This window comes from Bradyrhizobium sp. CB82, from assembly GCF_029714405.1.
GTDB lineage: Bacteria > Pseudomonadota > Alphaproteobacteria > Rhizobiales > Xanthobacteraceae > Bradyrhizobium.
Genome location: NZ_CP121650.1, coordinates 8624544 through 8647857, shown reverse-complemented (window position 1 = coordinate 8647857; position 23314 = coordinate 8624544). Strand labels below are relative to the sequence as shown.

The following is a 23314-nucleotide window of genomic DNA, read 5'->3' as shown; positions in this document are numbered from 1 at the left end:
TGCCGCGAAGCCCGGATGGAGTGAAGCATAATCCGGGATTCGTGCCACGTTCGCAGGCGCTCCAGATTTCGCTTCGCTCGATCGGCTACCAATGGCTCCGGCATGAAAGGCGCGGCTTACTTCCCCGCAAACACCGGCTTGCGCTTCTCGATGAAGGCCTGCACGGCCTCCTTGTGATCGGCCGTCGTGGTCAGGCGGATCAGCCGTCCGGCCTCATGGTCGCGGGCGGTCTCGAAATCGAACAGCAGCGCCTCGTCCAGATTGTCCTTCATGTAGCGCAGCGCCAGCCGCGGTCCCTCGGCGAGCGACTTGGCCAGCGTGAAGGCTTCATCCTGCAATTTGTCGTCCGGCACCACGCGATTGACGAGGCCGATCCCCTCGCACCTGATGGCGTCCACCTTGTCGCCCGTGAACATCAACTCGCGCGCCCGCGCCGTGCCGATGAGACGCGTGAGCAGCCAGGCGATGCCGTAGTCACCACTGAGCGCAACACGGGCATAGCCGGTGGCGACGAACGCCGACTGCGCGGCGATGCGGATGTCGCAGGCCAGGGCGATGGCGAGCCCCGCGCCGACCGCGGGGCCCGGCAGCGCCGCGATCGTCGGCTTGCGCACCGACACCAGCGCCCCGGTGAGGAGCCGCTGCCGTTCCTGCAAATCGGCGACCCGGTCGTCGAAGGACATCTCGAGCTTCGCCTTGTCGCGATGCGCGCCCATGCCCTTGACGTCGCCGCCGGCGCAGAAGGCATGGCCAGCACCGGTGATCAGCAACGCGCCGACATTTTGATCCTCGCCGCAGGTCCGGATCATGGTGCGCAGCGCCGGCGTCAGCATGTCCGACAGCGAATTGCGCGCCTCCGGCCGATTCAGCGTGATCACCGCGACGCGGTCGCGAATAACGCAGAGGAGTTCGTCCGTGCCGGTGTCGATGGTGGTTTCGGTGGTCATTGCGCTCCTCGTTCTCCTCCGTCATTGTGAGGAGCAAAGCGACGAAGCAATCCAGCCTTTATCCGCGGAGACATTTCTGGATTGCTTCGCTTCGCTCGCAATGACGATTGCGGTTATTGCCTCAAAACTTCTCCACCCAGGGCCGCAGTTCCATTTCCCAGGCCCAGGAGCTGCGCGGTTGTTGCAGGACGTTCCAATAGCTCGCGGCGATCGCATCGGGATCGAGCATCGAATCCGGCTTGTCCGGCGCTTCCGCGCGCGCTGCGCTGCGGATGCCGCCGTCAATGACGAAATGGGCGACGTGAATGCCCTGCGGCGCCAGCTCGCGCGCCATGCTCTGCGCAAGCCCGCGCAGCGCAAACTTTCCCATCGCGAACGGCGCCGACTGCGCATAGCCCTTCACGCTGGCCGATGCGCCCGTGAACAGGATCGCACCGTGCTTGCCCGGCAGCATGCGTTTGGCCGCTTCCTGCGCCACCAGGAACCCGCCGAAGGCGCTGACGGTGATCGACTGCGCGACATCGGCTGCGACGAGCTCGACAAAGGGTCCGCGCGTGCGGCCGCTGGCATTGTAGACCACGACATCAGGCGTGCCGATTTCACGCTCGACGAGGCCGAACAGACGTTCGACCTCCTCCGGCTTGGTCGCATCGCAGGCATAGGCCTTCGCGCCCGTCTCGCCGCAGAGCGCGCCAAGTTTTTCGATCTTTCGCGCGGCGAGCGCCACGCGCAGGCCCTGCGCGGACAACAGCCGTGCCAGCGAGGCGCTTAGGCCTTCACCGGCACCGACGATGAGCGCGATGTTGTACTTGGGATGTTCCATGGTGCGATCCTTAACGGGAGCAGGAACAGCGTATCTATGCATGCTTCGCTCGAACGACCAGCTGCGCCCGCCGAAGCGGCCGATCACAATTCCGCAGAGCGGTCCCGGTCATCGCCACGTTCATCCCTCCCTGACGATTTGCGGCTTTATCCGCATTCTTGCCTGGAGCATGATCAACATCATCCAAAGCAGCAAGCACCAAAGCGGCGGAAAATGCCGCGGGACGGAAACGAGAGAGGTGGGCCATGCACAAGCCGAGCACGCCGCAGCGGAAAAACGTCGCGGCCGAGCAGCCGGGTCTGCTTGCGCCCGACACCACGGGCATGAATTTCTACCGCGCCGATCCGGCGTTGACGGATCTGTTGCGCATCCATTTGCCCGATTCGTTATTCCGTCACATCGAGCCGCATCTCGACCGTCTCGGCGAACTCGCCGGCGGCATTCTCGACGAATGCGCGCGTCTCGCCGATCGGCATACGCCGGTGCTGCACCAGCGCGACAAGTTCGGTCGCGACGTGCAGTGGATCGAATATCATCCGGCCTATCGCGAGCTGGAGAAGGCTGCGTTCGGTGAGTTCGGCATTCATGCGCTGTCGATCCGCAAGGGCATCATGGGCTGGCCGGACAAATATCCCGTCGTGGCAAAACACGCCTTCACCTTCCTGTTCAACCAGACCGAATTCGGCATGGGCTGCCCGATCAACGTCACCGACGGCTGCGCAAAGCTGCTCGCGAATTTCGGCGACGAGGCGTTGAAGGCGAGATATCTGGACGGCCTGACCCAGACCGATATGAGCAAGCTGACGCAGGGCGGCCAGTTCATGACGGAGAAGGAGGGCGGCTCTGACGTCGGCACGCTGACCACGCGCGCGGTGCGGGACGGCGACCATTGGCGGCTCTATGGCGAAAAATGGTTCTGCTCGAATGCCGACGCCAAAGTCGTGATGCTGCTTGCGCGTCCTGAGGGCGCCGGCCCCGGCACGCGCGGCGTCGGCTTGTTCCTGATGCCGCGCTTCCTCGATGACGGTTCGCAAAACCACTACCGGATCGTGCGGCTGAAGGACAAGCTCGGCACCCGTTCGATGGCTTCTGGCGAGATCAAGCTCGAAGGCGCAATCGCCTATGCGGTCGGCAAGCTCGATCGCGGCTTCGTGCAGATGGCTGAGATGGTCAACTCCTCGCGGCTCTCGAACGGCGTGAAGTCGACTGCGCTGATGCGGCGCGCCTACCACGACGCGATGACGGTCGCGACCAACCGCGTGGTGTTCGGCAAGCGCATCATCGACCTGCCGCTCGGACGGCGGCAGATGATGAAGATCATGCTGCCGGTCGAGCAGGCACTGTCGATGAGCTTTTTGACCGCCGACGCACTCGACCGCGCCGAAGCCGGCAGCCAGGATGCCGCGGCGCTCTTGCGCATCTTGACCCCGACGCTGAAATTCCGCGCCACACGCGATGCACGAAAAGTCTGCGGCGATGCGCTCGAGATGCGCGGCGGCATCGGCTACATCGAGGAATTCGCCACCGCGCGCCTGTTGCGCGATGCGCATCTCGGCTCGATCTGGGAGGGTACCGGCAACATCGTCGCCATCGATGCCTTGACGCGGGCGGTGGGTCGCCATGGCGCAGAAGCTGCGCTCGCCGCCGATCTGCACGTCCGACTCGACGACAGTGCATCCGTGCCGCAGGTCTGGCGTGATCGACTGCGCGGGCTCACGGATCGCGCAGTCGGCTTCGCGCGCGAGGTCGCGGATAGCGCCGACAACGAAGCCGATGCGCGGCGCGTCACCAGCCTGCTCTATCACGTCGCAAGCGCCGTTTCGCTCGCATGGGAATCGCACCGCATCCACGAGATGCGCGGCGATGCGCGACGGCTCCTGTTGTCGCGGCTCGTGATCGATCATCGGGTATCGCCAAGCGATCCGTTCCGGCTCACGGAAAATCCAGCCCAGCAAGCAATCGTGTCGCTGCTGCTGGGTGATCGCGCGGCTACGATGGCCGAGGTTGGCGAACTGGTTCTGGCAGCGTAGGCTGCGCGTCACCTCTCCCAATGGGAGAGGTGACGATATCGCCGCCAACGAAACGACAATAATAAGGAAACAAACAAATGAAGGCCGCCGTCCTCTATGAAGTCAACACGCCGCTCGTCATCGAGGACGTCAGCCTGCCGAAGCCGGGCCCGCGCGAGGTTCTGATCCGCACCGCGGTCGCTGGTCTTTGCCATTCCGACCTGCATTTCATGGAGGGGCTCTATCCGCACCCGCTGCCCGCCGTGCTCGGCCACGAATCGGCAGGTATCGTCGAGCAGGTCGGCTCCGATGTCACCTATGTGAAGCCGGGCGATCACGTCGTCACTTGTCTCTCGGTGTTCTGCGGCACTTGCGACAATTGCACGACGGGACGCACCGTGCTCTGCACCGATACCACGGTGAAGATGCTGCCCGGTGTCTCCGATCGGATGCAGTGGTCGAAGCCGGAGAAGCTGCACCAGTTCCTCAATCTGTCGTCCTTCGCCGAGCAGATGCTCGTGCACGAGAACGCCATCGTCAAAATCCGCAAGGACATGCCGCTCGAACTCGCCGCGCTGATCGGCTGCGGCGTGATCACAGGCTATGGCGCGGTCGTGAACACCGCAAAAGTCCAGGCCGGCGAGACCGTGGCGGTGATCGGCTGCGGCGGCGTCGGCATGGCCGCGATCAACGGTGCTGAGATCGCCGGCGCCGGCCGCATCATCGCGATCGATACCAACCCGGCAAAACTCCAGCTTGCGACCAAGCTCGGCGCCACCGACATCATCAATCCCGCCGACGGCGACGTGGTGAAGCAGGTGCGCGACCTCACCAATGGCGGCGTGCATCATTCCTTCGAGGTGCTCGGGCGCAAGGAGACCGCCGAGCAGGCGTTCGGCATGCTCGCCGCCGGCGGCACCGCGACGACGATCGAGCTGCACGGCTTCGACTTCCTGCGCGAGCGCAAGATCCAGGGCTCGTCGATGGGCTCGAACCACTTTCGCGTCGACATGCCGCGCCTGGTCGAGTTCTACCTGCGCGGCCGCTTGCACCTCGAGGACTGGATCTCGGCCAAGCTAAAACTCTCCGAGATCAACGAAGGCTTCGCCAACATGAAGGCCGGCAAGACGCTGCGCAGCGTGTGTTCGACAGTTAGCCCTAACTCGGCGTCATCGCCCGGCGTCGACCGGGCGATCCAGTACGCCGCGCTGGTCGTTGTGAATTTCACCGCCTCTGGAATACTGGATGCACCGCTTGAAGCGGGGCATGACAGCGGAGAGGTTGGCTCGCCACATCTCACCGCGACACGTGGGCTGACACCGCGAGCGAAGCAATCTCCGCGGGAGGATTCTGGATTGCTTCGCTGACGCTCGCAATGACGATCCGGTGAGACTAATCACCAAACATGGGCGGCGGCTTGAAGCCGCCGAATTCTTGCTCGATCAACTCGGCGAGCTTCAGCGGCGTGCGGTCTTCGAGGAAGGGGCCGACCACCTGCACACCGAGCGGAAGGCCGTCCTTGGAAAACCCGAGCGGAACCGCGGTTGCCGGCAGCCCAGGCAGCGTCGCGATGCCGGGCCAGGCGAGCTGGTCTGAATAGGGGTAGGCTTCACCATCGATCATGATGCGCCGGTCGTCCTGCTCCGGCGTATGGTCGTGCGGATAGGCCGGCGTCGGCATGATCGGGCAAATCACCGCATCGAAGCTCTTGAACAGCGCGCGCCACTGAGCCCGCAAGCCGGCGCGCGCGCCGGCATCGAGCACCCAGGCGCGATGGCTCGCGACGATGCCACGCAGCCGCTCGGCGGCGAGGCTCTTGTCCGCGGGCGAGAGCTGGCCCGCGCCGGCCTGCGCGCCCGCATAGATGTCGGGCATGAAGAACGCGCCGAGGAAGCCCAGCAGCATGCGCATATAGAGCCGCGAGGTCTCCGCGAAATCCGGCAGCAGGGCACTCTCGCGTGCGACGGTCACGCCGGCCTTTGCGAGATCGCCTGCGAGCTTCGTGATCGCGCCGCGAACCTCCCGGTCGGTCGGCAGTAGCGGATGGCTGTCGATCACCAGCACGCGAAAGTCTTTCAGCGTCTGATGGCGTGCAGCCGGCAGCTCGAGCCTGTAGCCGACGCCGGCCTCCAGTGGATCCGGCCCAGCCATGACATCCAGCAGCAAGGTGAGGTCCGCTGCCGTGCGCGCCATCGGGCCGATCACGGCGAGGTCGTTGTCGTGCGGAATGGCCGGAAACGGCGGGGGCGTCATGCCGCGCGCCGCACAAATATTGATGGTCGGCTTGTGGGCGTAGATGCCGCAATGGAAGGCCGGCACGCGCAGCGAACCGCCGATGTCCGATCCGGTCGCAAGCGTGCAGTAGCCAGCGGCGAGTGCTGCCGACGAGCCGCCGGAGGAGCCGCCAGGCGTGCGGCCGAGATCGTAAGGATTGTTCGTGGTGCCGTAGATCTCGTTGTAGCTCTGCCAGTCGCCGAGCCCTACCGGCACGTTGGTCTTGCCGAGGATCACGCCGCCGGCGGTCTTGATGCGGGCCACGGCAAGCGCATCTTCCGCCGGCCGAAAATCCTTCTGCGGCACGAAGCCCCAGGTCGTGGGCAGGCCGGCGATGTTGAAGGATTCCTTGATCGCTATCGGCAGGCCGAGCAGCGGTCGCTTCTCGCCGCGCGCCAGCGCGGCATCCGCCTCGCGCGCCGCGGCGAGCGCACGGTCGAAATCCCGTACGCAGACCGCGTTGATCTTGCCATCGTGGCGTTCGATGCGCGCGATGGCATCTTGCGTGAGCTCGACGGCAGAAACCTTCCTCGCAGTCAGCGCGGCCGACAATTCGGTTGCGCTCCTGAAACTCCATTCCGATTTGGCCAAGGCATTTCTCCTGCTCTTCATGGCGGCGATGACGATGCGCAGTTTGGCATGAAGTCGCAACTGCGGTTTGACAGCTATTGCGGTGGCGGGAGATTGCGTCGACGCAAGACTATCCCGGCAGCATGCGCCGCATCACGCGGTCGCGATAAATGAAGATGTGCGCGAGCGCAGCGGCGACGTGGAGGCCGATGGTGACAAGGAGCGCCCACTCCATGACCTTTCTCGCGCATAGGTGTGCGCGGACCGATTCGTGGGACCACTGGTCAAGCCTGCGTTGGCATCCGACGGACGATAGCTCAGGATCACCGTTGCCACCTAGGCCGCTCCGATCAATATCCCGACCCCGAGCACGATGGCGCCGCCGAGCACGATCTGGAAGACCGCCTGGAGGAACAGCGTGTCCATGTAGCGCGCGCGAATGAAGGCGATCGCCCACAATTCGAAGAACACGACGACACAGGCGATCGCGGTGGCGATCCAGAAGGCATTCGGCCAGCTATCGGGTACCAGATAAGGCATGGTGTGGCCGAGGCCGCCGAGCGCGGTCATGAGGCCGCAGGTGATGCCGCGCAGCCAGGGCGAGCCGCGGCCCGTGAGCGAGCCATCGTCCGACAAGGCTTCCGCAAAGCCCATGCTGATGCCCGCACCGATCGAGGCGGCCAGCCCAACCAGGAAAGTCTGCCAGTTCTGATGCGTCGCGAAGGCCGCCGCGAACAGCGGCGCCAGCGTCGAGACCGAGCCGTCCATCAGGCCGGCGAGGCCCGGCTGCACATATTGCAGCACGAACATGCGGCGGCTGGTGCGATCTTCCTCGGCGCGCACATCGGGGCTGAGGATCTTGTCGGTCAGGCGCGTCGCGGTCTTCTCGTGGGCCTTCTCGGCTTCGGCGAGATCGCCCAGCAGCCGGCGCACGCCGACGTCCTGCGCCTGCTCGGCGGCCTTGATGTAGAACCGCTCGGCCTGCAGCTCCATGGTCTCGACCTCCTTGCGGATGGTGTCGAGCGGCAGGTTCTTGGTGAGCCAGATAGGGCGGCGGCGCAGGAAGCCCTTGACGTCCTCGCGGCGGATCGGCGGCAAATGCTTTCCGAAACGCTGCTCATACATTTCGAGCAGCATGTGGCGGTGACCGCGCTCCTCCTCGGCCATCTCCTCGAACAGCTTTGCCGAGTCCGGGTAGCGGTCCTTCAGGTCCTCTGCGAAAGCCATGTAAATGCGGCTGTCCTCCTCCTCGGAGGCGATGGCGACCGCGAGCACCTCGCGTTCGGTCAGATCAGCGAAATTCTTCACGTTGGGTACCGTTGCTTACTTTAGAATAATTCTAAAGTGTTATAGGACGCCGGATATCCGCGGTCAAACCGTCCCGTTTGCCGCCCGCGCCCGGGCGAGGAAGTCGAGCAGCAGCCGGCTCACCTCGGCGGGTTGCTCCTGCTGCACCCAGTGACCGGCGCCGTCGACGAGATGACAGCCGAGCATGTTCGTGCAGGCGCGTGCCTGCATCGCCTCGAACACGCCGGGGCGTTGATACGTGCCCCAATCCTGCTTGCCGGAGATGAAGCAGGAGGGCACGTCGATGGTGCGGCCCGCGAATAGTTGCAATTCGCTATTGAAAGCGCCCGACGTGCCGCAGCGATACCATTGCAGTCCGCCCTGGAATCCGGTGCGACCGTATTCGGCGCCGTAGTAGGCAAGCTCGCGTTCCGGCAGCCACAGGTTGGCGGCGATCTCGGCTGGCGAGGGCATTTCCTTCGCGACCGTCTGCGGCATGGTCTCGTCGAAATCCATCACGTAATAGGTCGGCAGTTTTGCGAGCTCGCTGGCGGACCAGGATTTCAGCGGATAGGGCTTGTTGTCCGTCCAGTCCGCGCTCTTGTGATGATAGTAGGCGCGCAGGAAATCGTGCACGCCCTGCGGCGCGCGATGCATGTCGGCATTCGCTTCGCGTGTCGAATAGTACCACTGATAGTGTTTGCGCGGACGCGGCAGCGCGGCGAGCTCGCGATGCACGGGATCATCGCTCGGCGGCGACATCGGCTTGTCGGTTGTGTTGAACGGCAGGGGCGGCGGCCCGCCGAACGGCGCGCTCATCATCGCCACCGAGCGAAACACATCGGGCCGCACCAGCGCGCACCAGGATGCGACTGGGCTGCCGAAATCATGCCCGACCACATCGACCTGCTTGTACCCGAACGCCGACACCAGCCCGAGCGCGTCACGCACCAGGTTGAAGAGCCGGAACGGCGCGAGATCGCCGTCATAGTCGGCGGTCCATCCCGTGGTTCGGCCATAGCCGCGTTGGTCCGGCGCGATCACGTGATAGCCGGCAGCGGCGAGCGCCGGCATCACCTTGCGCCAGGAAAAGGCGAGCTCCGGAAAGCCGTGCAGCAGCAGCACGCAGGGCCGCTCCCGCGTCTCGAAGCCGGCTTCGAGCACGTGCATGCGCAGCCCGTTGATACCATCGACATAGCGCGAGCGGATGCCGGCGGGCAGGGGAATGTCGGGGAGGGATGTCATGGCACTTCCTCGTCGTGGCCGCATTACGCAGCAAGTTTTCTCGTGCCCCGGATGCAGCGCGGCATGCAAGGACGCGCTGCTGAACCGGGGCCCAGCTTTTCGACACTATACAGGAAATCGCCATGGATCCCGGCTCTGCGCCGCACCGCTTGCGCGCCGCGTCGCGCCCGGGACACGAGAGCTCACCTAGATCTTCACCGCCGCCTTCGGCCAACAGCGGTCGCGCAAATGGCGCTTGACCAGCTTGCCGGTGGGCGTGCGCGGCAGCATGGTGATGACGACCTTGGCGCCGCAATCGCCGATGATGTAGTCGATCTCGTCCTGCTCGTACAGCTAGCTGTGACGTTCCCCGGACGCAGCGCAGCATCTGCGACGCGGCGCTTCGCGTTGCATCGCGTCCGGGACACGAGAGGCTTACAACCGCTCCACGATCGTCACATTCGCCATGCCGCCACCTTCGCACATGGTCTGGAGGCCGTAACGCTTGCCACGCTGCTTCAGCGCATGGACAAGCGTCGTCATCAGCTTGGTGCCGGAGCCGCCGAGGGGGTGGCCGAGCGCGATCGCGCCGCCATTGACGTTGAGGCGGGCGGGATCGGCGCCGGTGGTCTTCAGCCACGCGGTCGGGACCGAGGCAAAGGCCTCGTTGACCTCGAACAGGTCGATGTCACCAATTGCCATGCCGGCCTTCTCCAGCGCGCGCTTGGTGGCGTGCAGCGGCGCGTCCAGCATGATGACGGGATCGCCGCCCATCATGGTCATGTGATGCACGCGCGCGAGCGGCTTGACGCCGAGCGATTTCAGGCCGCGCTCGTTCACCACCATCACGCCGGAGGCGCCGTCGCAGATCTGGCTGGCGCTCGCAGCCGTCAGCTTGCCGTTCTCGGCGATCAGCTTGACGCTCTTGATGCCATCGAGGCTGGCGTCGAAGCGGATGCCTTCGTCGATGTGATGGGTGTCCTTCGAGCCGTCGGCGCGGGTGATCTCGAGCGGCACGATCTCGTCCTTGAAGTGGCCGGCTTGGGTCGCCGCAATCGCGCGCTGGTGGCTGTTGTAGGAGTACTCGTCGAGCTCATCCTTGGAGAGGCCGTACTTCTCGGCCATCATCTCGGCGCCGGTGAACTGGCTGAACACGATGTTCGGATAACGCTGCTCGATGCCCGGACTCTTGTAGTGGCCAAAGCCGTTCTTGGCCGCGAGCTGCGAGGACAGGCCCATCGGCACCCGCGTCATCGATTCCACGCCGGCCGCGATCACCACGTCCATCGCGCCGGACATCACCGCCTGGGCAGCGAAATGCAGCGCCTGCTGCGAGGAGCCGCACTGCCGGTCGATCGAGGTGCCCGGCACGCTCTCCGGCAGTTTCGAGGCCATCACCGCGTTGCGCGCCACGTTGTTGGACTGCTCGCCGACCTGCATCACGCAGCCCATGATGACGTCTTCAACCAGGGCCGGATCGGCCTTGGTGCGGTCGACCAGCTCGTCCAGCACTTTTGCGGCGAGATCGGCCGGATGCCAGCCGGCGAGGCGGCCCCCCTTGCGCCCGCCGGCGGTCCGCGCGGCGGCGACGATGTAAGCCTCGGCCATTTCGGTCTCTCCCAGGATTGTTCTGTTTGTCGGGCGCGGATTTAAGAGGTGGCAGATGATTTAGTCAATCGATCAATTAACGCTTGTGGGGAGACGCTGCATGCGCTTATCTGCGGGCCATTGGGCGAGACAGGGATCTTTAGTGACTACCAGCGTACCGAACAGGCTTCCGAGCGGCAAAAGTTCCACTGCGGAGAAACTGCTGGTGGCCGCGAGCGAGCTGATGATCGAACGCTCCTCGATCGAGATTTCACTCAGCGACATCGCGCAGAAATCCGGCGCCAACGCCGCGCTGGTCAAATATCACTTCGGCAACAAGGACGGCCTGTTGCTCGCGCTGCTGGCGCGGGATGCTGCGACCGAGTTGTCGAACCTCGAATATCTGCTGGCGCAGCCGATCACGCCGACGGCGAAGCTGAAGCTGCATATCGGCGGCATCATCCGTGCCTATCACCGCTTCCCCTACATGAACCGGCTGATCCACTATCTCCTGCATGAAAGCACGGCGGAGTCCGCCGACGAGGTCTCGAAGTTCTTCGTCGCGCCGCTGCTCGACTTTCACCGTCGCCTGCTCGCCGAAGGTGTCAGCCGCGGCGAGTTCCGCGTCACGGATCCAGTGTTGTTCTACACCAGCCTGATCGGCGCCTGCGATCACCTGTTCTTCGGCCGGCACGCGATGTCTCGCGCGACCGGCGTCGGCCCGGTCACCGACGAAGTCTGCCGGCAATACATCAAGCACATGGAAACGCTGATCTGCGGCGGCATCCTCACGGGAGGCGAGCAAGCTGCCGCGGCCGGATGATCGACCCAAGACGTTCAAGTCCAGAGAAGAAACGCCCAAGGAGAGACTTACGATGCAATTGAAAGACGTAGCCGTTCTCATCACCGGCGGTGGTTCGGGCTTAGGTGCCGCGACCGCCCGCGCCATGGCGGCCAAGGGCGCCAGGATCGGCGTAATCGACCAGAGCAAGGAGAACGCCGAGAAGGTCGCGGCGGAAGTGAAGGGCGTCGCGCTGCATGCCGATGTCACCGACGAGGACGGCATCAAGGCCGCCATCGCCAAGGCGGAAAGCGCGCACGGCATCGCGCGCGTGCTGATGAACTGCGCCGGCATCGGCGGCTCGCAGCGCATCGTCGGCAGGGACGGCGTCTATCCGCTGGCGAAGTTTGCGCGCATCATCAACGTCAACCTGATCGGCACCTTCAACTGCCTGCGCCTGTTCGCCGAGCGCCTGGTCACGGCAGAGCCGATCGGCGAGGAGCGCGGCGTCATCATCAACACGGCGTCTGTTGCCGCCTATGACGGCCAGATCGGCCAGATCGCCTATTCGGCCTCAAAAGGCGGCGTCGTCGGCCTGACCCTGCCGGCCGCGCGCGATCTCGCGAGCCAGAAGATCCGCGTTAACACCATCGCGCCGGGCCTGTTCTTCACGCCGCTGTTGATGGGTCTGAGCGAAGAGGCGCTGAAGAGCCTTGGCTCACAGGTGCCGCATCCCTCGCGCCTCGGCGACGCCGCGGAGTACGGCGCGCTCGCCGTGCACATCGTCGAGAACGCCATGCTCAACGGCGAGACCATCCGCCTCGACGGCGCGATTCGGATGGCGCCGAGGTAAAGGCTCTTCTTCCCTTCTTCCCCTGCGGGAGAAGGTGGCATAGGCGGCCTTCGGCCGCCGTTCTTAAGAGACGCCGATGCCGTCGCATCGGCTATGGCACCGGAGGAAGGGTTCTCTCCGCGGAGATAACCCCTCACCCAAACGAAGACTGGGCTCACAGCGATCATGCCCTCTCCCACAAGGGGAGAGGGCGCAATAACAGCCACTTCAAGCGTGGATGCAGGAAGTCCACTTCCTCGACAAGCGAAAGCCTGTCTATATCAAGCGCTGAACGAGAATGATCCGCAAAGGACAATAATTCCGGGAGACGCAAAATGAGTGGGAATGCGGCGACGGTGATGACGAAGCCCGCCTTTCGCAAGATCGAATGGCTGCCACGCGACATCAATGTCGAGCGGCGCGACGACGGCACGGTGGTGCTGAAGTCGCGCATCCCGCTGCAGCCTTACGAGACGCACATTCCGGCGTCGCTGGCGAAATGGGCGAGGGAAGCGCCCGACCGCATCTGGCTCGCGCAGCGCGGCGGTCCCGATCGGCAATGGCGCAAAGTGTCGTACGGCGAAGCCAAGCGCACTGTGGATGCGCTGACGCAGGGCCTGCTCAATCTCGGCCTCGACGAACGGCCGGTCGCCATCCTCTCGGGCAATTCGATCGAGCACGCGCTGATGACGCAGGCTGCGATGCAGGCGCGCTCGCCGGCGGCGCCGGTGTCGCCGGCCTACTCCCTGATGAGCCACGATCACGTCAAGCTGAAATATCTGTTCGACCTGATCAAGCCGGCCGTCGTGATGGTGCAGGATGGCCCGACCTTCGAGAAAGCGCTGAAAGCGATCGATCTCACCGGCGTCACCGTCGTGCACGTCGCTCGCGCCTGCGAAAGTGTCAAGAGCGTCAGCTTTGCCGAGCTTGCGGCAACGCCGGTGACCAAGGACGTCGACGCCTCGATCGCGAGGATCACGCCTGAAACCATCGGCAAGCTGCTGTTCACCTCCGGCTCGACCGGCATGCCCAAGGCCGTCATCAACACGCAAGCGATGATGTGCGCGAACGCGGCTATGATGATGCAGGTCCGGCCGCGCACGCCCGGAGGCCCGCTGCCGACCGTGCTCGACTGGATGCCCTGGAATCACACCATGGGCGGCAATGCTGCGTTTCATCCGATCCTGATCGATGGCGGCACGCTCTATATCGACGATGGACGCCCGATGCCGGGCCAGTTCGAGGAGACGCTGCGAAATTTGCACGAGATCTCGCCGACCTACTACGCCAACGTGCCGGCCGGTTATGCAGCGCTTGCGGCGGCGATGGAGAAGGACGATGCGCTCTGTCGCTCCTTCTTCAAGAACCTCGCGATCATGGCCTATGGCGGCGCGCGGCTGCCGGACGATCTCTACGACCGTATGCAGGCGCTGGCGGTGAAGACCACCGGCGAACGCATCGTATTCTACACCGGCTGGGGCTCGACCGAGACCGCGCCGACCTCGACCGGCACCTATTGGGACACCGAGCGCGTCGGTCTGATCGGCCTGCCGTTCCCCGGCGTCGAACTGAAGATGGTGCCCTGCGGCTCGAAATACGAATTGCGGCTGCGCGGTGTCAACGTCACGCCCGGCTATTTCGGCCAGGCTGAGCTGACGAAGAGGATGTTCGACGAGGAAGGTTTCTATTGCATCGGCGATGCCGGCATCTTCGTCGACGACGAGGATCCCATGCAGGGCATCATCTTCGCGGGGCGCGTGGTGGAAGACTTCAAGCTCACCACGGGCACCTTCGTGCATGTCGGCTCGCTGCGCACCGACGCGATCGCGGCCACGACGCCGGTCGTGCATGATGCGCTGGTCGCCGGACAGGATCGCGCCTGCATCGGTCTGCTCGCCTGGCCGAACCTGCATGCCTGCCGCCAACTCGTTGGTAATCCGGAGCTGAGCTTTGAGGACGCCGTGAAGCACCCAGAGGTGATCGCCTGCTTCAGGCGCGGACTGGAAGCGCACAACAGGGTGTGCGAAGGCGCGAGCAGCCGGATCATCGCGCGCGCCATGCTGATGGTCGAGCCGCCCTCGATCGACGGCAACGAACTGACGGACAAAGGCTACATCAACCAGCGCGCCGGCCTGGAGCGCCGCGCGGCACTGGTGGAGCGGCTGTATGCCGAGAAGCCTGATCAGGACGTGATCGTGCTGAAATGAAGCGCCTTTCTCTCTACTCGTCATTCCGGGGCGCGCGCAGCGCGAGCCCGGAATCCATCGGGCCGCATGAACGTGGTGAAATGGATTCCGGGCTCGCCGCTTACGCGGCGCCCGGGAATGACGGCCTCAATTCAAGCGCCAGACAATAAAAAAGGTAAGCCGCCATGAATTTCGATTTCTCTGACGATCAAAAGCAGCTACGCGACCAGGCGCGCAAGTTCCTCGGCGAAAAGTGCTCGCCTAAGGCGGTACGCGTTGTGCTTGATGGCAAGGCGCCTTATGACAAGGAGCTGTGGAAGGGCCTCGCCGAGATGGGCTTCCTCGGCGTCGCCATCCCCGAGGAGTTCGGCGGCGCGGGCGCCGGCCATCTCGAGCTCTGCGTGATCGCGGAGGAGATGGGCCGGGCAAACGCGCCAGTGCCGTTCTCCTCCACCGTCTATCTCGCCGCCGAAGCGCTCTTGATCGCGGGCAGTGACGCGCAGAAGAAGAAGTGGCTGCCGGCGATCGCCTCTGGCGAGGCGATCGGCACGCTGGCGCTGTTCGAGGGCACGCGCAATCCGTCGCCGAAGAACATCAGGCTTGCCGCGTCCAATGGTCTGCTCAACGGTGTGAAGAAGCCGGTGCCGGATGGCGCGATTGCCGATTTCGCGATCCTTGCTGCGCGCACGGGATCGAGCGGCCGCGAGAGCGATATCTCGTTGTTCCTCGTGGACCTCAAAGCCGGTGGCGCCGAGGCCAGGAGCCTCACCAATCTCGATCCGACCCGCGGGCAGGCCGAGCTCACTTTCAAGAACTGCAAGGCCGAGCCGCTGGGGGCCGCGGGTGAAGGCTGGAGCATTTTGACCCAGGTGCTCGATCGCGCCGCGGTGCTCACCGCTTTCGAGCAAGTCGGCGGCGCCGATCGCGCGCTGGAAATGGGCCGCGACTACGCGCTCGACCGCATTGCCTTCGGCCGTCCGATCGGGTCCTTCCAGGCCATCAAGCACATGCTCGCAGACATGTATGTCTCGGCGACGCTGGCGCGCTCCAACAGTTATTACGCCGCCTGGGCGCTCTCGACCAATGCATCCGAGCTGTCGGAAGCTGCCGCTGCCGCGCGCATCAGCGCGACGCAGGCGTTCCAGCATTGCGCCAAGAACAACATTCAGGTTCACGGCGGCATGGGTTTTACCTGGGAGTTCGACTGCCACATGTATTACCGCCGAGCCAACGCGCTCGCGCTGGGGCTCGGCAGCCTGTCGTATTGGGAAGACCAGCTGATCGACCGCATGCGCAAGAAGAACGCGGCGTGACAAGAGAACTGCGATGAACTCAATCGTAGGGTGGGCAAAGGCGCCAAGCGCCGTGCCCACCAATTCTGTCGATAACAATTGAAGGTGGTTGGCACGCTTCGCCTTACCCACCGGACGCACCGAGCAAGGATTGAGAGGTTCGCCATGAATTTCGACGACACGCCACAGGAAGCCGAGTTTCGCGCAATCGCCCGCACATGGGTCGACGCCAATGCGCCGAAGCAGTTCGAGGAGGAGTTGTCGAAATCCTCGCTCGGCCGCATCCGGCTTGCGAAGCACGACATGGTCGAGGTCGGCAAGGCCTGGCAGAAGAAGAAGTCAGAGGCGGGTTGGGCCTGTCTGCACTGGCCAAAGGAATATGGCGGCCGCGGCGCAACGCCGATCGAGCGGGTGATCTGGCAGCAGGAGGAGGGCGTCTACGGCAAGCTGACGCAGCCGTTCCAGATCGGCGAAGGCATGTGCGGCCCGACCGTGATGGCCTGGGGCAGCGAGGAGGCGAAGCGCCGTTATCTGCCAAAGCTCGCCTCAGGCGAGGAGATCTGGTGTCAGCTTTTCTCCGAGCCGGCCGCCGGCTCCGACGTTGCAGGGCTTCGTACTCGCGCGGAGAAGAAGGGCGATAGCTGGGTCGTCAACGGCCAGAAGATCTGGACCTCGGGTGCGCATTATTCCGATTACGGGCTCCTGATTGCGCGCACCGATCCCAACGTGCCCAAGCACAAGGGTCTCACCATGTTCTTCCTCAGCATGAAGAGTCCTGGCGTCGAGGTGCGGCCGATCAAGCAGGCCAACGGCATGCAGGAGTTCAACGAGGTCTATTTCACCGACGTGGTGATCCCGGACAGCCAGCGCCTGGGCGCCGTCGGCGACGGCTGGAACGTGTCGCTGACCACGCTGATGAACGAGCGCATGTCGATCGGCTCGCGGCTTGCGACCGGCGTGCCCGAGATGTTCGAATTCTGCTCGAACCTGATGCTGGAGGATGGCCTTGCGATCGACGATCCCGCCGTGCGCTCGAAACTTGCGAGCTGGGCGGTGAAATCGAACGGGCTGAAATATACCAGCTACCGCGCGATCTCCGCGCTGTCGAAGGGCGAGCGTCCGGGCCCGGAAAACTCCATCGGCAAGCTGGTGTCGGGCATGATGCTCCAGGACATCGCGGCCTACGCGATGGACCTGCAAGGCGCGGCCGGCGTTCTCACCGGTGCGGACGAGGAGACCGTGCACGGGCAGTTCCAGCAGATGCTGCTGTCGTCGCCCTCGATGCGCATAGCGGGTGGCACCGACGAGATTTTGCGCAACATCATCGCCGAGCGCGTGCTGGGCCTGCCCGGCGATATCCGTGTCGACAAGGACGTGCCGTACAACAAGATCCCGACCAAGGGGCGCTGAACATCCTCGTGTCCCGGACCGGTGCGGCACGAAGTGCCGCTCCGCAGAGCCGGGACCCAGATGGCCACAATGGGCCCCGGTTCAGCAGCGCACTACTGGGGCACGAAAGCGAGTTGATCCATGGACGCAAGCGTGAACCATAAAGACCGCATCGGCGTGCTCGAAGAGCTCCTCAACGAGCGCTATTCGGTGCGCGCCTTCCTGCCGAAGGAGGTCGATCGCGCGACCATCGCGCACGTCCTGACGACGGCCCAACGCACCGCGTCCTGGTGCAACAGCCAGCCGTGGCAGGTCGTGATCGCCAGCGGGGAGGCCAAGGAGCGCTTTCGCAAGGCGATCTACCAGGAAGCCTCAGGCGGCCGCGGCGACGATTACGATTTCACCCCGCCTCGCGAATATGTCGGCGTGTACCTGGAGCGGCGCCGCGAGAGCGGCTTTCAACTCTACAACACGCTGGGCATCGCCCGTGGCGACAAGGCCGCCTACGCAAAACAGGCGCTGGAGAACTACAACTTCTTCGGCGCGCCGCATATCGCGATCATTCACACGGACGAACCGCTCGGCATTTACGGCGCGATCGATTGCGGCGCCTATGTCTCGAACTTCATGCTGGCCGCGCAGGCGCTCGGGCTCGGCACGATTCCGCAGGCCGCGCTCGCGCGTCATTCCGGCTTGATCCGCCGGCATTTCAATCTGCCCGACGACCGCCGCGTCGTCTGCGGCATCTCGTTCGGCTATGCCGACCATGCCCACAAGGTCAACAGCTACCGCACTTCGCGGGCGAGCCTGGCCGATACCGTGACGTTCGTGGACGAGTGAGCTGCCGACGACGAAAGCCCCGATCACCATGATCGGGGCTTCGTTGCCGGACGTTGTCGCTTAGTAGATCCCGTACGCGCAGACGTTCACGATGCGCACGCGCGGGCCGTGACGGGTCGGCACCACGCGCTCCTGGTAGCAGCCGCTCACGCCGGTGTTGACATAGAGGCCGCCATAGCCCCAGCCCCAGCCGGGGCCCCAGTGATGATGGAAGCCGTGGGCCGACGCGGCGCTGGGCGCGAGGGCGGCAACGCCGAGCGAACCGGCGGCGACGAGACCAAGGGCAAGCTTGCGAAACATTCTCTTCTCTCCAGTGTGGCACGAAGCCGTTGTTGTGTCCCTGCATCTCGGTCGGCGTGACTCCGAAACGCGTTCATGCGCGCGAGCAGGAATCGTGTTTCAGGATTGTTTCGTGGAGGGCGGGAGACGGGTTGGTCTCAGGCCTTGCGCGTCGTTGGGACTGCATCATGCGACGTGTCGATCGCGTGCGATGGCCGCGCCTCAATCTCCACTCGTCGTCCCGGATCAGCGCTCGCTTGTCGGGGACGACACCGGCGCCGTGGTGCCATTTGCGCTCAATGCACCACAATGATCGCGAGCAGTCCGCAAAGCTCAAAACCTTGGCGGCCGCTTTTCCGCAAAGGCGTTGATGCCTTCCTTGATCTCGTCGCCGCGCATGCTTTCGCGATGGCGGCGGTCGGCTGCCGCCTCGTCGAGCGCGCCGCGCGCGAATTCGTTGATCGCGCGCTTCATGCCGCGCATCGCGACCGGGGCGTTGCCGGCGAGGATGTGGGCGAGCTTGTCGACTTCTTCGTCGAGAAGCTCTGGTGCCACCATGGCGGTGAGATAGCCGATCCGCAGCATCTCGGGCGCGCTGATCTTTTGCGCGGTCAGGAACAGCATCCTGGCATTGTCGACGCCGAGTCGGCTCACGTAGCGTTTGATGCCGCTGGTGTAGTAGTGCAATCCGAGCCGCGCCGCCGGCATGAACATCTCGGCGGTGTCGACGCCGATGCGGAAGTCGCAGGCGAGCGCAAGGTCGGTCGAGCCGCCATAGACGCCGCCGTTGAGGCGGCAGATCGTCGGAACGCCGAGATCCTCCAGGCGGTTGACGACCACTTCGAACGCCGAGCCTGCGCTCTGCTGCTCCGTCGCGCTCACCGCACGCTCGGCGACCGAATTGAGGTCGTAGCCGGCGGAGAAGGCGCGTCCAGTGCCGGTCAGCACCAGCACGCGGATCGTGGGATCGGCCTCGATCCTGTCGAACAGTCTCGCGAGCTCGCCGAGGTCTTCGGTCTGCAACCGGTTGAGCTGCTCCGGCCGGTTGAGGCGGATGGTGGCGCGCGCACCGTCGATCTCGAGCAGGGGCACGCTGGCGGTCTCGGCTGCATCCGACATTGGTGTCTCCATCTACTTGTTTTCGAGCGCGCGGCGTTTGGCTTCGGCATCGATGGTTTCGGCGAGATCGGGATGCCGCGCCATCAGCACGCGGAAATCGACGAGGTCGAGCACCAGCAGCCGCGAGACCGTGACGGTCGTGACGTTGGCGCCGCGCACATTGTTGCCGAGCAGCGCCATTTCGCCGAAGAACGCGCCTTCGCCGAGCGCCACCTTCTTGCCGGGCAGGTCGACCTCGACCTCGCCGGAGGCGATGAAATACATGCAGTCGCCCTGTGCGCCCTTCCTGATGATCATGGTGCGGGCGGGCAGGTCCATGGTGCGAAGCATATGGGTGACGTCGGCGATCGCGGACGGTCCGAGAGCGGCGAAGAACGGCACCTTGCTGACGGTCTCCCAGGTCTTGAGGAAATTGTCGCGACGCGTTTCGGCGGCGAAACCGGTTGCCAGAATGCCGGTCCAGAGCCCGAACACGCCAAGGCCGGAGATCATCACCAGCGCGGCCACCATCCGCCCGAGCGGCGTCACAGGCACGACGTCGCCATAGCCGGTCGTCGTCAGCGTCACCACCGCCCACCAGAGTGCCGACGGCACGCTGCCGAAAGTCTGGGGCTGCACGTCGCGTTCCAGGAAATATTCGGCAACGGAGGCGAGGAACACCACCATCAGGAAGATCACGAGCACGCTGAGCAGTGGCCCCGATTCCAGCACCAGCACGCGGCGCAGCTGCCTCAGGCCCGGGATGCCCGGCACGACCTTGAGCACCCAGAGCACGCTGAGGAGCCACGCCGTCTTGGGTTCGACTCCCAGCACCAGGGCGACCGGCACCGCCAGCGCCCCGATCGCATCGACCAGGCCGCTCGAGGACCGCACGTAGAGTCCCAGCCGCTGCTGTCTTGCCATGGCGCAGCCGGACCAGCCATTCGAACACGAAATAGGCCAGGCACGCCCACAGCAAGGCGTTCGCCCCGTGATGCGCGGCCTCATAGGCGGGGTCGACCGTCAACAGCATCGTGGTCACGACGCCGACTGTGACCGCCACGTAGGCCGCCGTGGTCATGTTCCGGCCGGCCGTCGCGGCCACGAATTTCGCCAGAGCTGATATCAACGGCTTGAACATACGGGATTGCGGTCCGGTCTTGGCTGGATTGCGTCCCGGTCGGGACTGCGGCGCCAAAGTGCCTGCGCAGGCGGGGGCCGTCAACGATGGACGCTGACAGCGTTATCGGCGCTCACCTCACAACCCAGGGGGGCGAGTGGCTGAGATCGCTATTTGAAATGCGGTGGCTCGTCGTAGCCGCGGCGGCTCGAGAAGAACAACAGCGCCATGAGCCCGACGCCGACGATCACCGAGAAGCCGGCGCCCAGCGCGAGCGCCACGTAACCTTCGGTCGGAATCGGCTCACCATCGACGGACAGGGCGGAGTAGGCGAAATAGCCGACGCCGGCGAGCATCGCGAACAGGATGATGACGAGCAGTGAACGCATGGTCGATCTCCGGTTGCGCGAAGCATCAACCGTCGCGTATCGAGTCAGTTCCAGGTGCGCGGCGCGGTCGCGCGGGCGGGTTCCCCGCGTCGCAGGCCAGGCCTTACGCGCTTTGTGCGGTCTTCACCACCACCACGTTGGTATCGTCATGGGCGGCGGTCTCGCGCGCGGCTTTGTCGGCATCGCCGGCGCGCCTCTCGGCGTCGCCGGCGCGCCTCTCGGCGTCGCCGGTATTTCGTTGCGCATCGCCGGCGTGCCGCTTCAGATGCTCGCGCCGCATGCCGATCTCGTCGCGGACGAATTCATAGCCGAGCTTGAATGTATCGAGCCCGTCGGTGCTTATCGTGCCGTCTCTTAGACCCACGACGGCTCTGCGCAGGATCGCTTCGAGTTCGTCTGCCAGGCACTCGAGCTCGTCCAGCGAATGAGCATGCTCGATGCGCTCGCCGACATCGAGGATGGCCGTGGAGAGCTCGCTGGCCTTCTCCGGTGCGATCCTGGTGACCTTGGCGTAGATCGCGGCGAAGATCGAGCCGATGACGCTGAGCGCGCCGGCGCCCAGATACATCATGTCGCTGTATTTATCCATGAACGACTTGGTGTCGTCGTTGATGTAGTCGGCCGCGCCCTGCTGGGCCATCACGAAAGCGTCCTTGTCGGTCGATGCCGGCTCGATCCTGGTGGCGAAGCCGCTGTCGAGCCCGAGCTCTGACTTGTTCTCGTAAATGATCCGCGCGAGGTCGCCGCCAGTGCTTCCCGACATCTTCGATTGTGCGACCAGCAGCCATTCGAGCCCGATCGTATCGAGATCGTCGTCAGGAATCTCCGGCGAGGCCGACAGCGTGCCCGCCGTCAAGGTCTCCTCGGAAATGCCGGGAATCTTGCGCTCCAGCGCCTTGGCCTCGTCGATGGCATTCAGCGTGAAGCCGCCGCGCTTGGCGGCCTGCTCATAGGCCTTGTCGCGCACCGCCTTCGAGGCGTGGACGATGGCGATCACCGCGGAATAGCCGCTCGCAGGCGCCAGCAGCTTGTCCAGCGTTGCGCCCTGCGGGGCCATCTGAACGCGTGCCGCAGCGTCCGGCGTGTCGGGGACGTCGAGGATGCCGCGTACGAAGGCGAGCGAGGAATCGCTCTCGGCGAGCACCGCGACCTTCTTCTTCTTCAATTCCGCGAGCGACTTGATCTTCTTGTTGCCAGGGCCGAGCAGCAGCACGAGATCGTGCTCGAGGATGGCGAGCGTGCGCGCGCGCGGCGGGATCTTGCCGTCGGTGCGCAGGATGGCGAGATCGGCCTGCTTGCGATCGAATTGGGCAATCGCCTTGGCGTTGTCAGGATTGTTGACGATTTTGATCCGGAAACGTGAGGCATTGTTCTTGAGCACGGCGGCGAGCTTGTTGGCGAAACGCGCCTCGTCGCTGTTGGCGTTGCCGACGGCAAAGGTCAGGGTCTCCGAATGGCGAAGCATGGCCCGGCCGCCCCAGACGGTGGCAAGCGACAGGATCAAGGTCAGCACGACATAGAGCACGACCTGTTGCTGGTTGGTCTTGATGACCTTCGGGCGCGACGCTGGGGACTGCTTGGTCGGTGACATCTGGCCTTCAGCACTCATGGCTGGCCTTATCCCGTTGCCAGGCAGCGGCCGGCTTGCCGGCAAAGGCCGCCCGAAAATTCGTAAGCGCCTGAAAAAAGTACGATAATCCGTGCTTGGGATGATAGCTCTCCGGCGGCAGAATGCAAATTTCGAGCCGCAGGTAACGTTACCGCGAGCGGCGACGGCGACCGGTCCCTATCGTCGTTTGGCCACACCTTGCGATTTTCCGGTTCCTCCCGGGGTGCATTCCGCCGCGAGAGATGTCATAAAAGTGCGATCTCGGCGATTTGGCCGGACCCAAGAAGAAGTCGCACTGAACGCTCCATTTTTTCTTCCACGTTCAATGAGGGCGTCCAGCTTTGTCGTTTCCACCCATGTCATCGGCGGTTCCGGTCGAAGCGCTCATTGGCTGGATGCTGCTGCTCACCTTCAAGCACATCATCGCCGATTTCGTCCTTCAGACCGCCTGGATGGCGCAAGGCAAGGACCAGAAGCACGGCTGGGCGCTCCCGCTCCTCGTGCACTGCCTGATTCACCTTGCGGTTGCGCTGCCGCTGATCCTGATATTCGCGCCAAGATTCTGGTTCGTCGCCCTGATTGATTTCGCGATCCACATCACGGTCGATCGAGCCAAGGGGCTGGTCTCGGCCAATTTTGGCGTCAACCAGGAGCACCCTTGGTTCTGGACCCTGATCGGCGTCGACCAGGCGCTGCACCACCTCACCGGTTTTGGGCTGTCGATCTTCATGGCGGCGAACTGAGCCCGCCGGCTGCGGCGGCGTTTCCGATTCGCGAG

Annotated in this window: 18 protein-coding genes and 3 pseudogenes; 9 read left to right on the top strand and 12 right to left on the bottom strand. The window is 64.4% G+C overall.

What is annotated here, in order from left to right; translation table 11 throughout:
• Positions 1–116 precede the first annotated feature (116 nt).
• Both QA640_RS41005 and QA640_RS41000 read right to left on the bottom strand, forming a co-directional pair.
• Positions 117–947, bottom strand: a complete 831-nt coding sequence (locus tag QA640_RS41005; RefSeq protein WP_283038280.1) for an enoyl-CoA hydratase — start codon at positions 945–947, stop codon at positions 117–119.
• Positions 948–1068: 121 nt separating this feature from the next.
• Positions 1069–1770 carry an SDR family NAD(P)-dependent oxidoreductase gene (locus tag QA640_RS41000; protein WP_283038279.1) on the bottom strand — a complete coding sequence of 234 codons (702 nt, stop codon included), beginning with the start codon at positions 1768–1770 and terminating at the stop codon, positions 1069–1071.
• Positions 1771–2015: 245 nt separating this feature from the next.
• Here QA640_RS41000 and QA640_RS40995 point away from each other — a divergent pair, with 245 nt between their 5' ends.
• The gene (locus QA640_RS40995) at positions 2016–3800 is read left to right on the top strand and encodes an acyl-CoA dehydrogenase family protein (RefSeq protein ID WP_283038278.1); all 1785 of its coding nucleotides are present in this window, start codon (positions 2016–2018) and stop codon (positions 3798–3800) included.
• Positions 3801–3877: 77 nt separating this feature from the next.
• Positions 3878–4921, top strand: a pseudogene (locus tag QA640_RS40990) (Zn-dependent alcohol dehydrogenase); the annotation flags it as partial.
• A gap of 250 nt (positions 4922–5171) precedes the next feature.
• On the opposite strand, the gene QA640_RS40985 reads toward QA640_RS40990, so the two are convergent.
• The 5 genes and pseudogenes from QA640_RS40985 to QA640_RS40965 all read right to left on the bottom strand — a co-directional run bounded on the left by QA640_RS40985 (position 5172) and on the right by QA640_RS40965 (position 10742).
• Positions 5172–6644, bottom strand: a complete 1473-nt coding sequence (locus tag QA640_RS40985) for an amidase (protein WP_283038277.1) — start codon at positions 6642–6644, stop codon at positions 5172–5174.
• Between the two features lie 109 nt (positions 6645–6753).
• Positions 6754–6855: pseudogene (locus QA640_RS40980) on the bottom strand (cytochrome b); the annotation flags it as partial.
• Between the two features lie 104 nt (positions 6856–6959).
• The gene (gene mbfA / locus QA640_RS40975; RefSeq protein ID WP_283038276.1) at positions 6960–7931 is read right to left on the bottom strand and encodes an iron exporter MbfA; all 972 of its coding nucleotides are present in this window, start codon (positions 7929–7931) and stop codon (positions 6960–6962) included.
• A gap of 63 nt (positions 7932–7994) precedes the next feature.
• Positions 7995–9155: an alpha/beta hydrolase gene (locus tag QA640_RS40970; protein ID WP_283038275.1), complete on the bottom strand. Its 1161-nt coding sequence runs from the start codon at positions 9153–9155 to the stop codon at positions 7995–7997.
• A gap of 414 nt (positions 9156–9569) precedes the next feature.
• Positions 9570–10742, bottom strand: a complete 1173-nt coding sequence (locus tag QA640_RS40965) for an acetyl-CoA C-acetyltransferase (RefSeq protein ID WP_283038274.1) — start codon at positions 10740–10742, stop codon at positions 9570–9572.
• Between the two features lie 100 nt (positions 10743–10842).
• Between QA640_RS40965 and QA640_RS40960 the strand changes: the two genes are divergently transcribed.
• From QA640_RS40960 to QA640_RS40935, 6 genes are all read left to right on the top strand, one after another.
• Positions 10843–11544, top strand: coding sequence for a TetR family transcriptional regulator (locus tag QA640_RS40960; RefSeq protein ID WP_283038273.1), 702 nt, complete (start codon positions 10843–10845; stop codon positions 11542–11544).
• Positions 11545–11596: 52 nt separating this feature from the next.
• Positions 11597–12355: an SDR family NAD(P)-dependent oxidoreductase gene (locus QA640_RS40955; RefSeq protein WP_283038272.1), complete on the top strand. Its 759-nt coding sequence runs from the start codon at positions 11597–11599 to the stop codon at positions 12353–12355.
• A gap of 314 nt (positions 12356–12669) precedes the next feature.
• Positions 12670–14541, top strand: coding sequence for an AMP-binding protein (locus tag QA640_RS40950; RefSeq protein ID WP_283038271.1), 1872 nt, complete (start codon positions 12670–12672; stop codon positions 14539–14541).
• 164 nt (positions 14542–14705) lie between these two features.
• On the top strand, positions 14706–15833 hold the full coding sequence (locus tag QA640_RS40945) for an acyl-CoA dehydrogenase family protein (protein ID WP_283038270.1): 1128 nt from the start codon (positions 14706–14708) through the stop codon (positions 15831–15833).
• A gap of 144 nt (positions 15834–15977) precedes the next feature.
• Positions 15978–17222 carry an acyl-CoA dehydrogenase gene (locus QA640_RS40940; protein ID WP_283038269.1) on the top strand — a complete coding sequence of 415 codons (1245 nt, stop codon included), beginning with the start codon at positions 15978–15980 and terminating at the stop codon, positions 17220–17222.
• A 120-nt stretch (positions 17223–17342) separates the two neighbouring features.
• Positions 17343–18041 (top strand): nitroreductase, encoded by a 699-nt coding sequence (locus QA640_RS40935; RefSeq protein ID WP_283038268.1) that lies wholly within the window; start codon positions 17343–17345, stop codon positions 18039–18041.
• 60 nt (positions 18042–18101) lie between these two features.
• On the opposite strand, the gene QA640_RS40930 is transcribed toward QA640_RS40935, so the two are convergent.
• The 5 genes and pseudogenes from QA640_RS40930 to QA640_RS40910 all read right to left on the bottom strand — a co-directional run bounded on the left by QA640_RS40930 (position 18102) and on the right by QA640_RS40910 (position 22536).
• Positions 18102–18341, bottom strand: a complete 240-nt coding sequence (locus QA640_RS40930; RefSeq protein ID WP_283038267.1) for a hypothetical protein — start codon at positions 18339–18341, stop codon at positions 18102–18104.
• 312 nt (positions 18342–18653) lie between these two features.
• On the bottom strand, positions 18654–19439 hold the full coding sequence (locus QA640_RS40925; RefSeq protein WP_283038266.1) for an enoyl-CoA hydratase/isomerase family protein: 786 nt from the start codon (positions 19437–19439) through the stop codon (positions 18654–18656).
• Positions 19440–19451: 12 nt separating this feature from the next.
• Positions 19452–20559: pseudogene (locus QA640_RS40920) on the bottom strand (cyclic nucleotide-gated ion channel).
• A 149-nt stretch (positions 20560–20708) separates the two neighbouring features.
• Complete coding sequence (locus tag QA640_RS40915) at positions 20709–20927, bottom strand: hypothetical protein (protein WP_283038265.1); 219 nt, start codon at positions 20925–20927, stop codon at positions 20709–20711.
• Positions 20928–21030: 103 nt separating this feature from the next.
• Positions 21031–22536, bottom strand: coding sequence for a TAXI family TRAP transporter solute-binding subunit (locus tag QA640_RS40910; RefSeq protein WP_283038264.1), 1506 nt, complete (start codon positions 22534–22536; stop codon positions 21031–21033).
• A 395-nt stretch (positions 22537–22931) separates the two neighbouring features.
• Here QA640_RS40910 and QA640_RS40905 point away from each other — a divergent pair, with 395 nt between their 5' ends.
• Positions 22932–23279 (top strand): DUF3307 domain-containing protein, encoded by a 348-nt coding sequence (locus QA640_RS40905; RefSeq protein WP_283043044.1) that lies wholly within the window; start codon positions 22932–22934, stop codon positions 23277–23279.
• The last annotated feature ends 35 nt before the right edge of the window (positions 23280–23314 follow it).

Bases quoted from the DNA above. Each gene is read 5' to 3' on its own strand.
- QA640_RS40930 (WP_283038267.1), bottom strand. From the start codon at position 18,341: ATGTTTCGCAAGCTTGCCCTTGGTCTCGTCGCCGCCGGTTCGCTCGGC.
- QA640_RS41005 (WP_283038280.1), bottom strand. From the start codon at position 947: ATGACCACCGAAACCACCATCGACACCGGCACGGACGAACTCCTCTGC.
- QA640_RS40945 (WP_283038270.1), top strand. From the start codon at position 14,706: ATGAATTTCGATTTCTCTGACGATCAAAAGCAGCTACGCGACCAGGCG.
- QA640_RS40935 (WP_283038268.1), top strand. From the start codon at position 17,343: ATGGACGCAAGCGTGAACCATAAAGACCGCATCGGCGTGCTCGAAGAG.
- QA640_RS40925 (WP_283038266.1), bottom strand. From the start codon at position 19,439: ATGTCGGATGCAGCCGAGACCGCCAGCGTGCCCCTGCTCGAGATCGAC.
- QA640_RS40910 (WP_283038264.1), bottom strand. From the start codon at position 22,536: ATGAGTGCTGAAGGCCAGATGTCACCGACCAAGCAGTCCCCAGCGTCG.
- QA640_RS40955 (WP_283038272.1), top strand. From the start codon at position 11,597: ATGCAATTGAAAGACGTAGCCGTTCTCATCACCGGCGGTGGTTCGGGC.
- QA640_RS41000 (WP_283038279.1), bottom strand. From the start codon at position 1,770: ATGGAACATCCCAAGTACAACATCGCGCTCATCGTCGGTGCCGGTGAA.
- QA640_RS40905 (WP_283043044.1), top strand. From the start codon at position 22,932: ATGCTGCTGCTCACCTTCAAGCACATCATCGCCGATTTCGTCCTTCAG.
- QA640_RS40950 (WP_283038271.1), top strand. From the start codon at position 12,670: ATGAGTGGGAATGCGGCGACGGTGATGACGAAGCCCGCCTTTCGCAAG.
- QA640_RS40915 (WP_283038265.1), bottom strand. From the start codon at position 20,927: ATGCGTTCACTGCTCGTCATCATCCTGTTCGCGATGCTCGCCGGCGTC.
- QA640_RS40940 (WP_283038269.1), top strand. From the start codon at position 15,978: ATGAATTTCGACGACACGCCACAGGAAGCCGAGTTTCGCGCAATCGCC.
- QA640_RS40965 (WP_283038274.1), bottom strand. From the start codon at position 10,742: ATGGCCGAGGCTTACATCGTCGCCGCCGCGCGGACCGCCGGCGGGCGC.
- QA640_RS40960 (WP_283038273.1), top strand. From the start codon at position 10,843: ATGCGCTTATCTGCGGGCCATTGGGCGAGACAGGGATCTTTAGTGACT.
- QA640_RS40970 (WP_283038275.1), bottom strand. From the start codon at position 9,155: ATGACATCCCTCCCCGACATTCCCCTGCCCGCCGGCATCCGCTCGCGC.
- QA640_RS40995 (WP_283038278.1), top strand. From the start codon at position 2,016: ATGCACAAGCCGAGCACGCCGCAGCGGAAAAACGTCGCGGCCGAGCAG.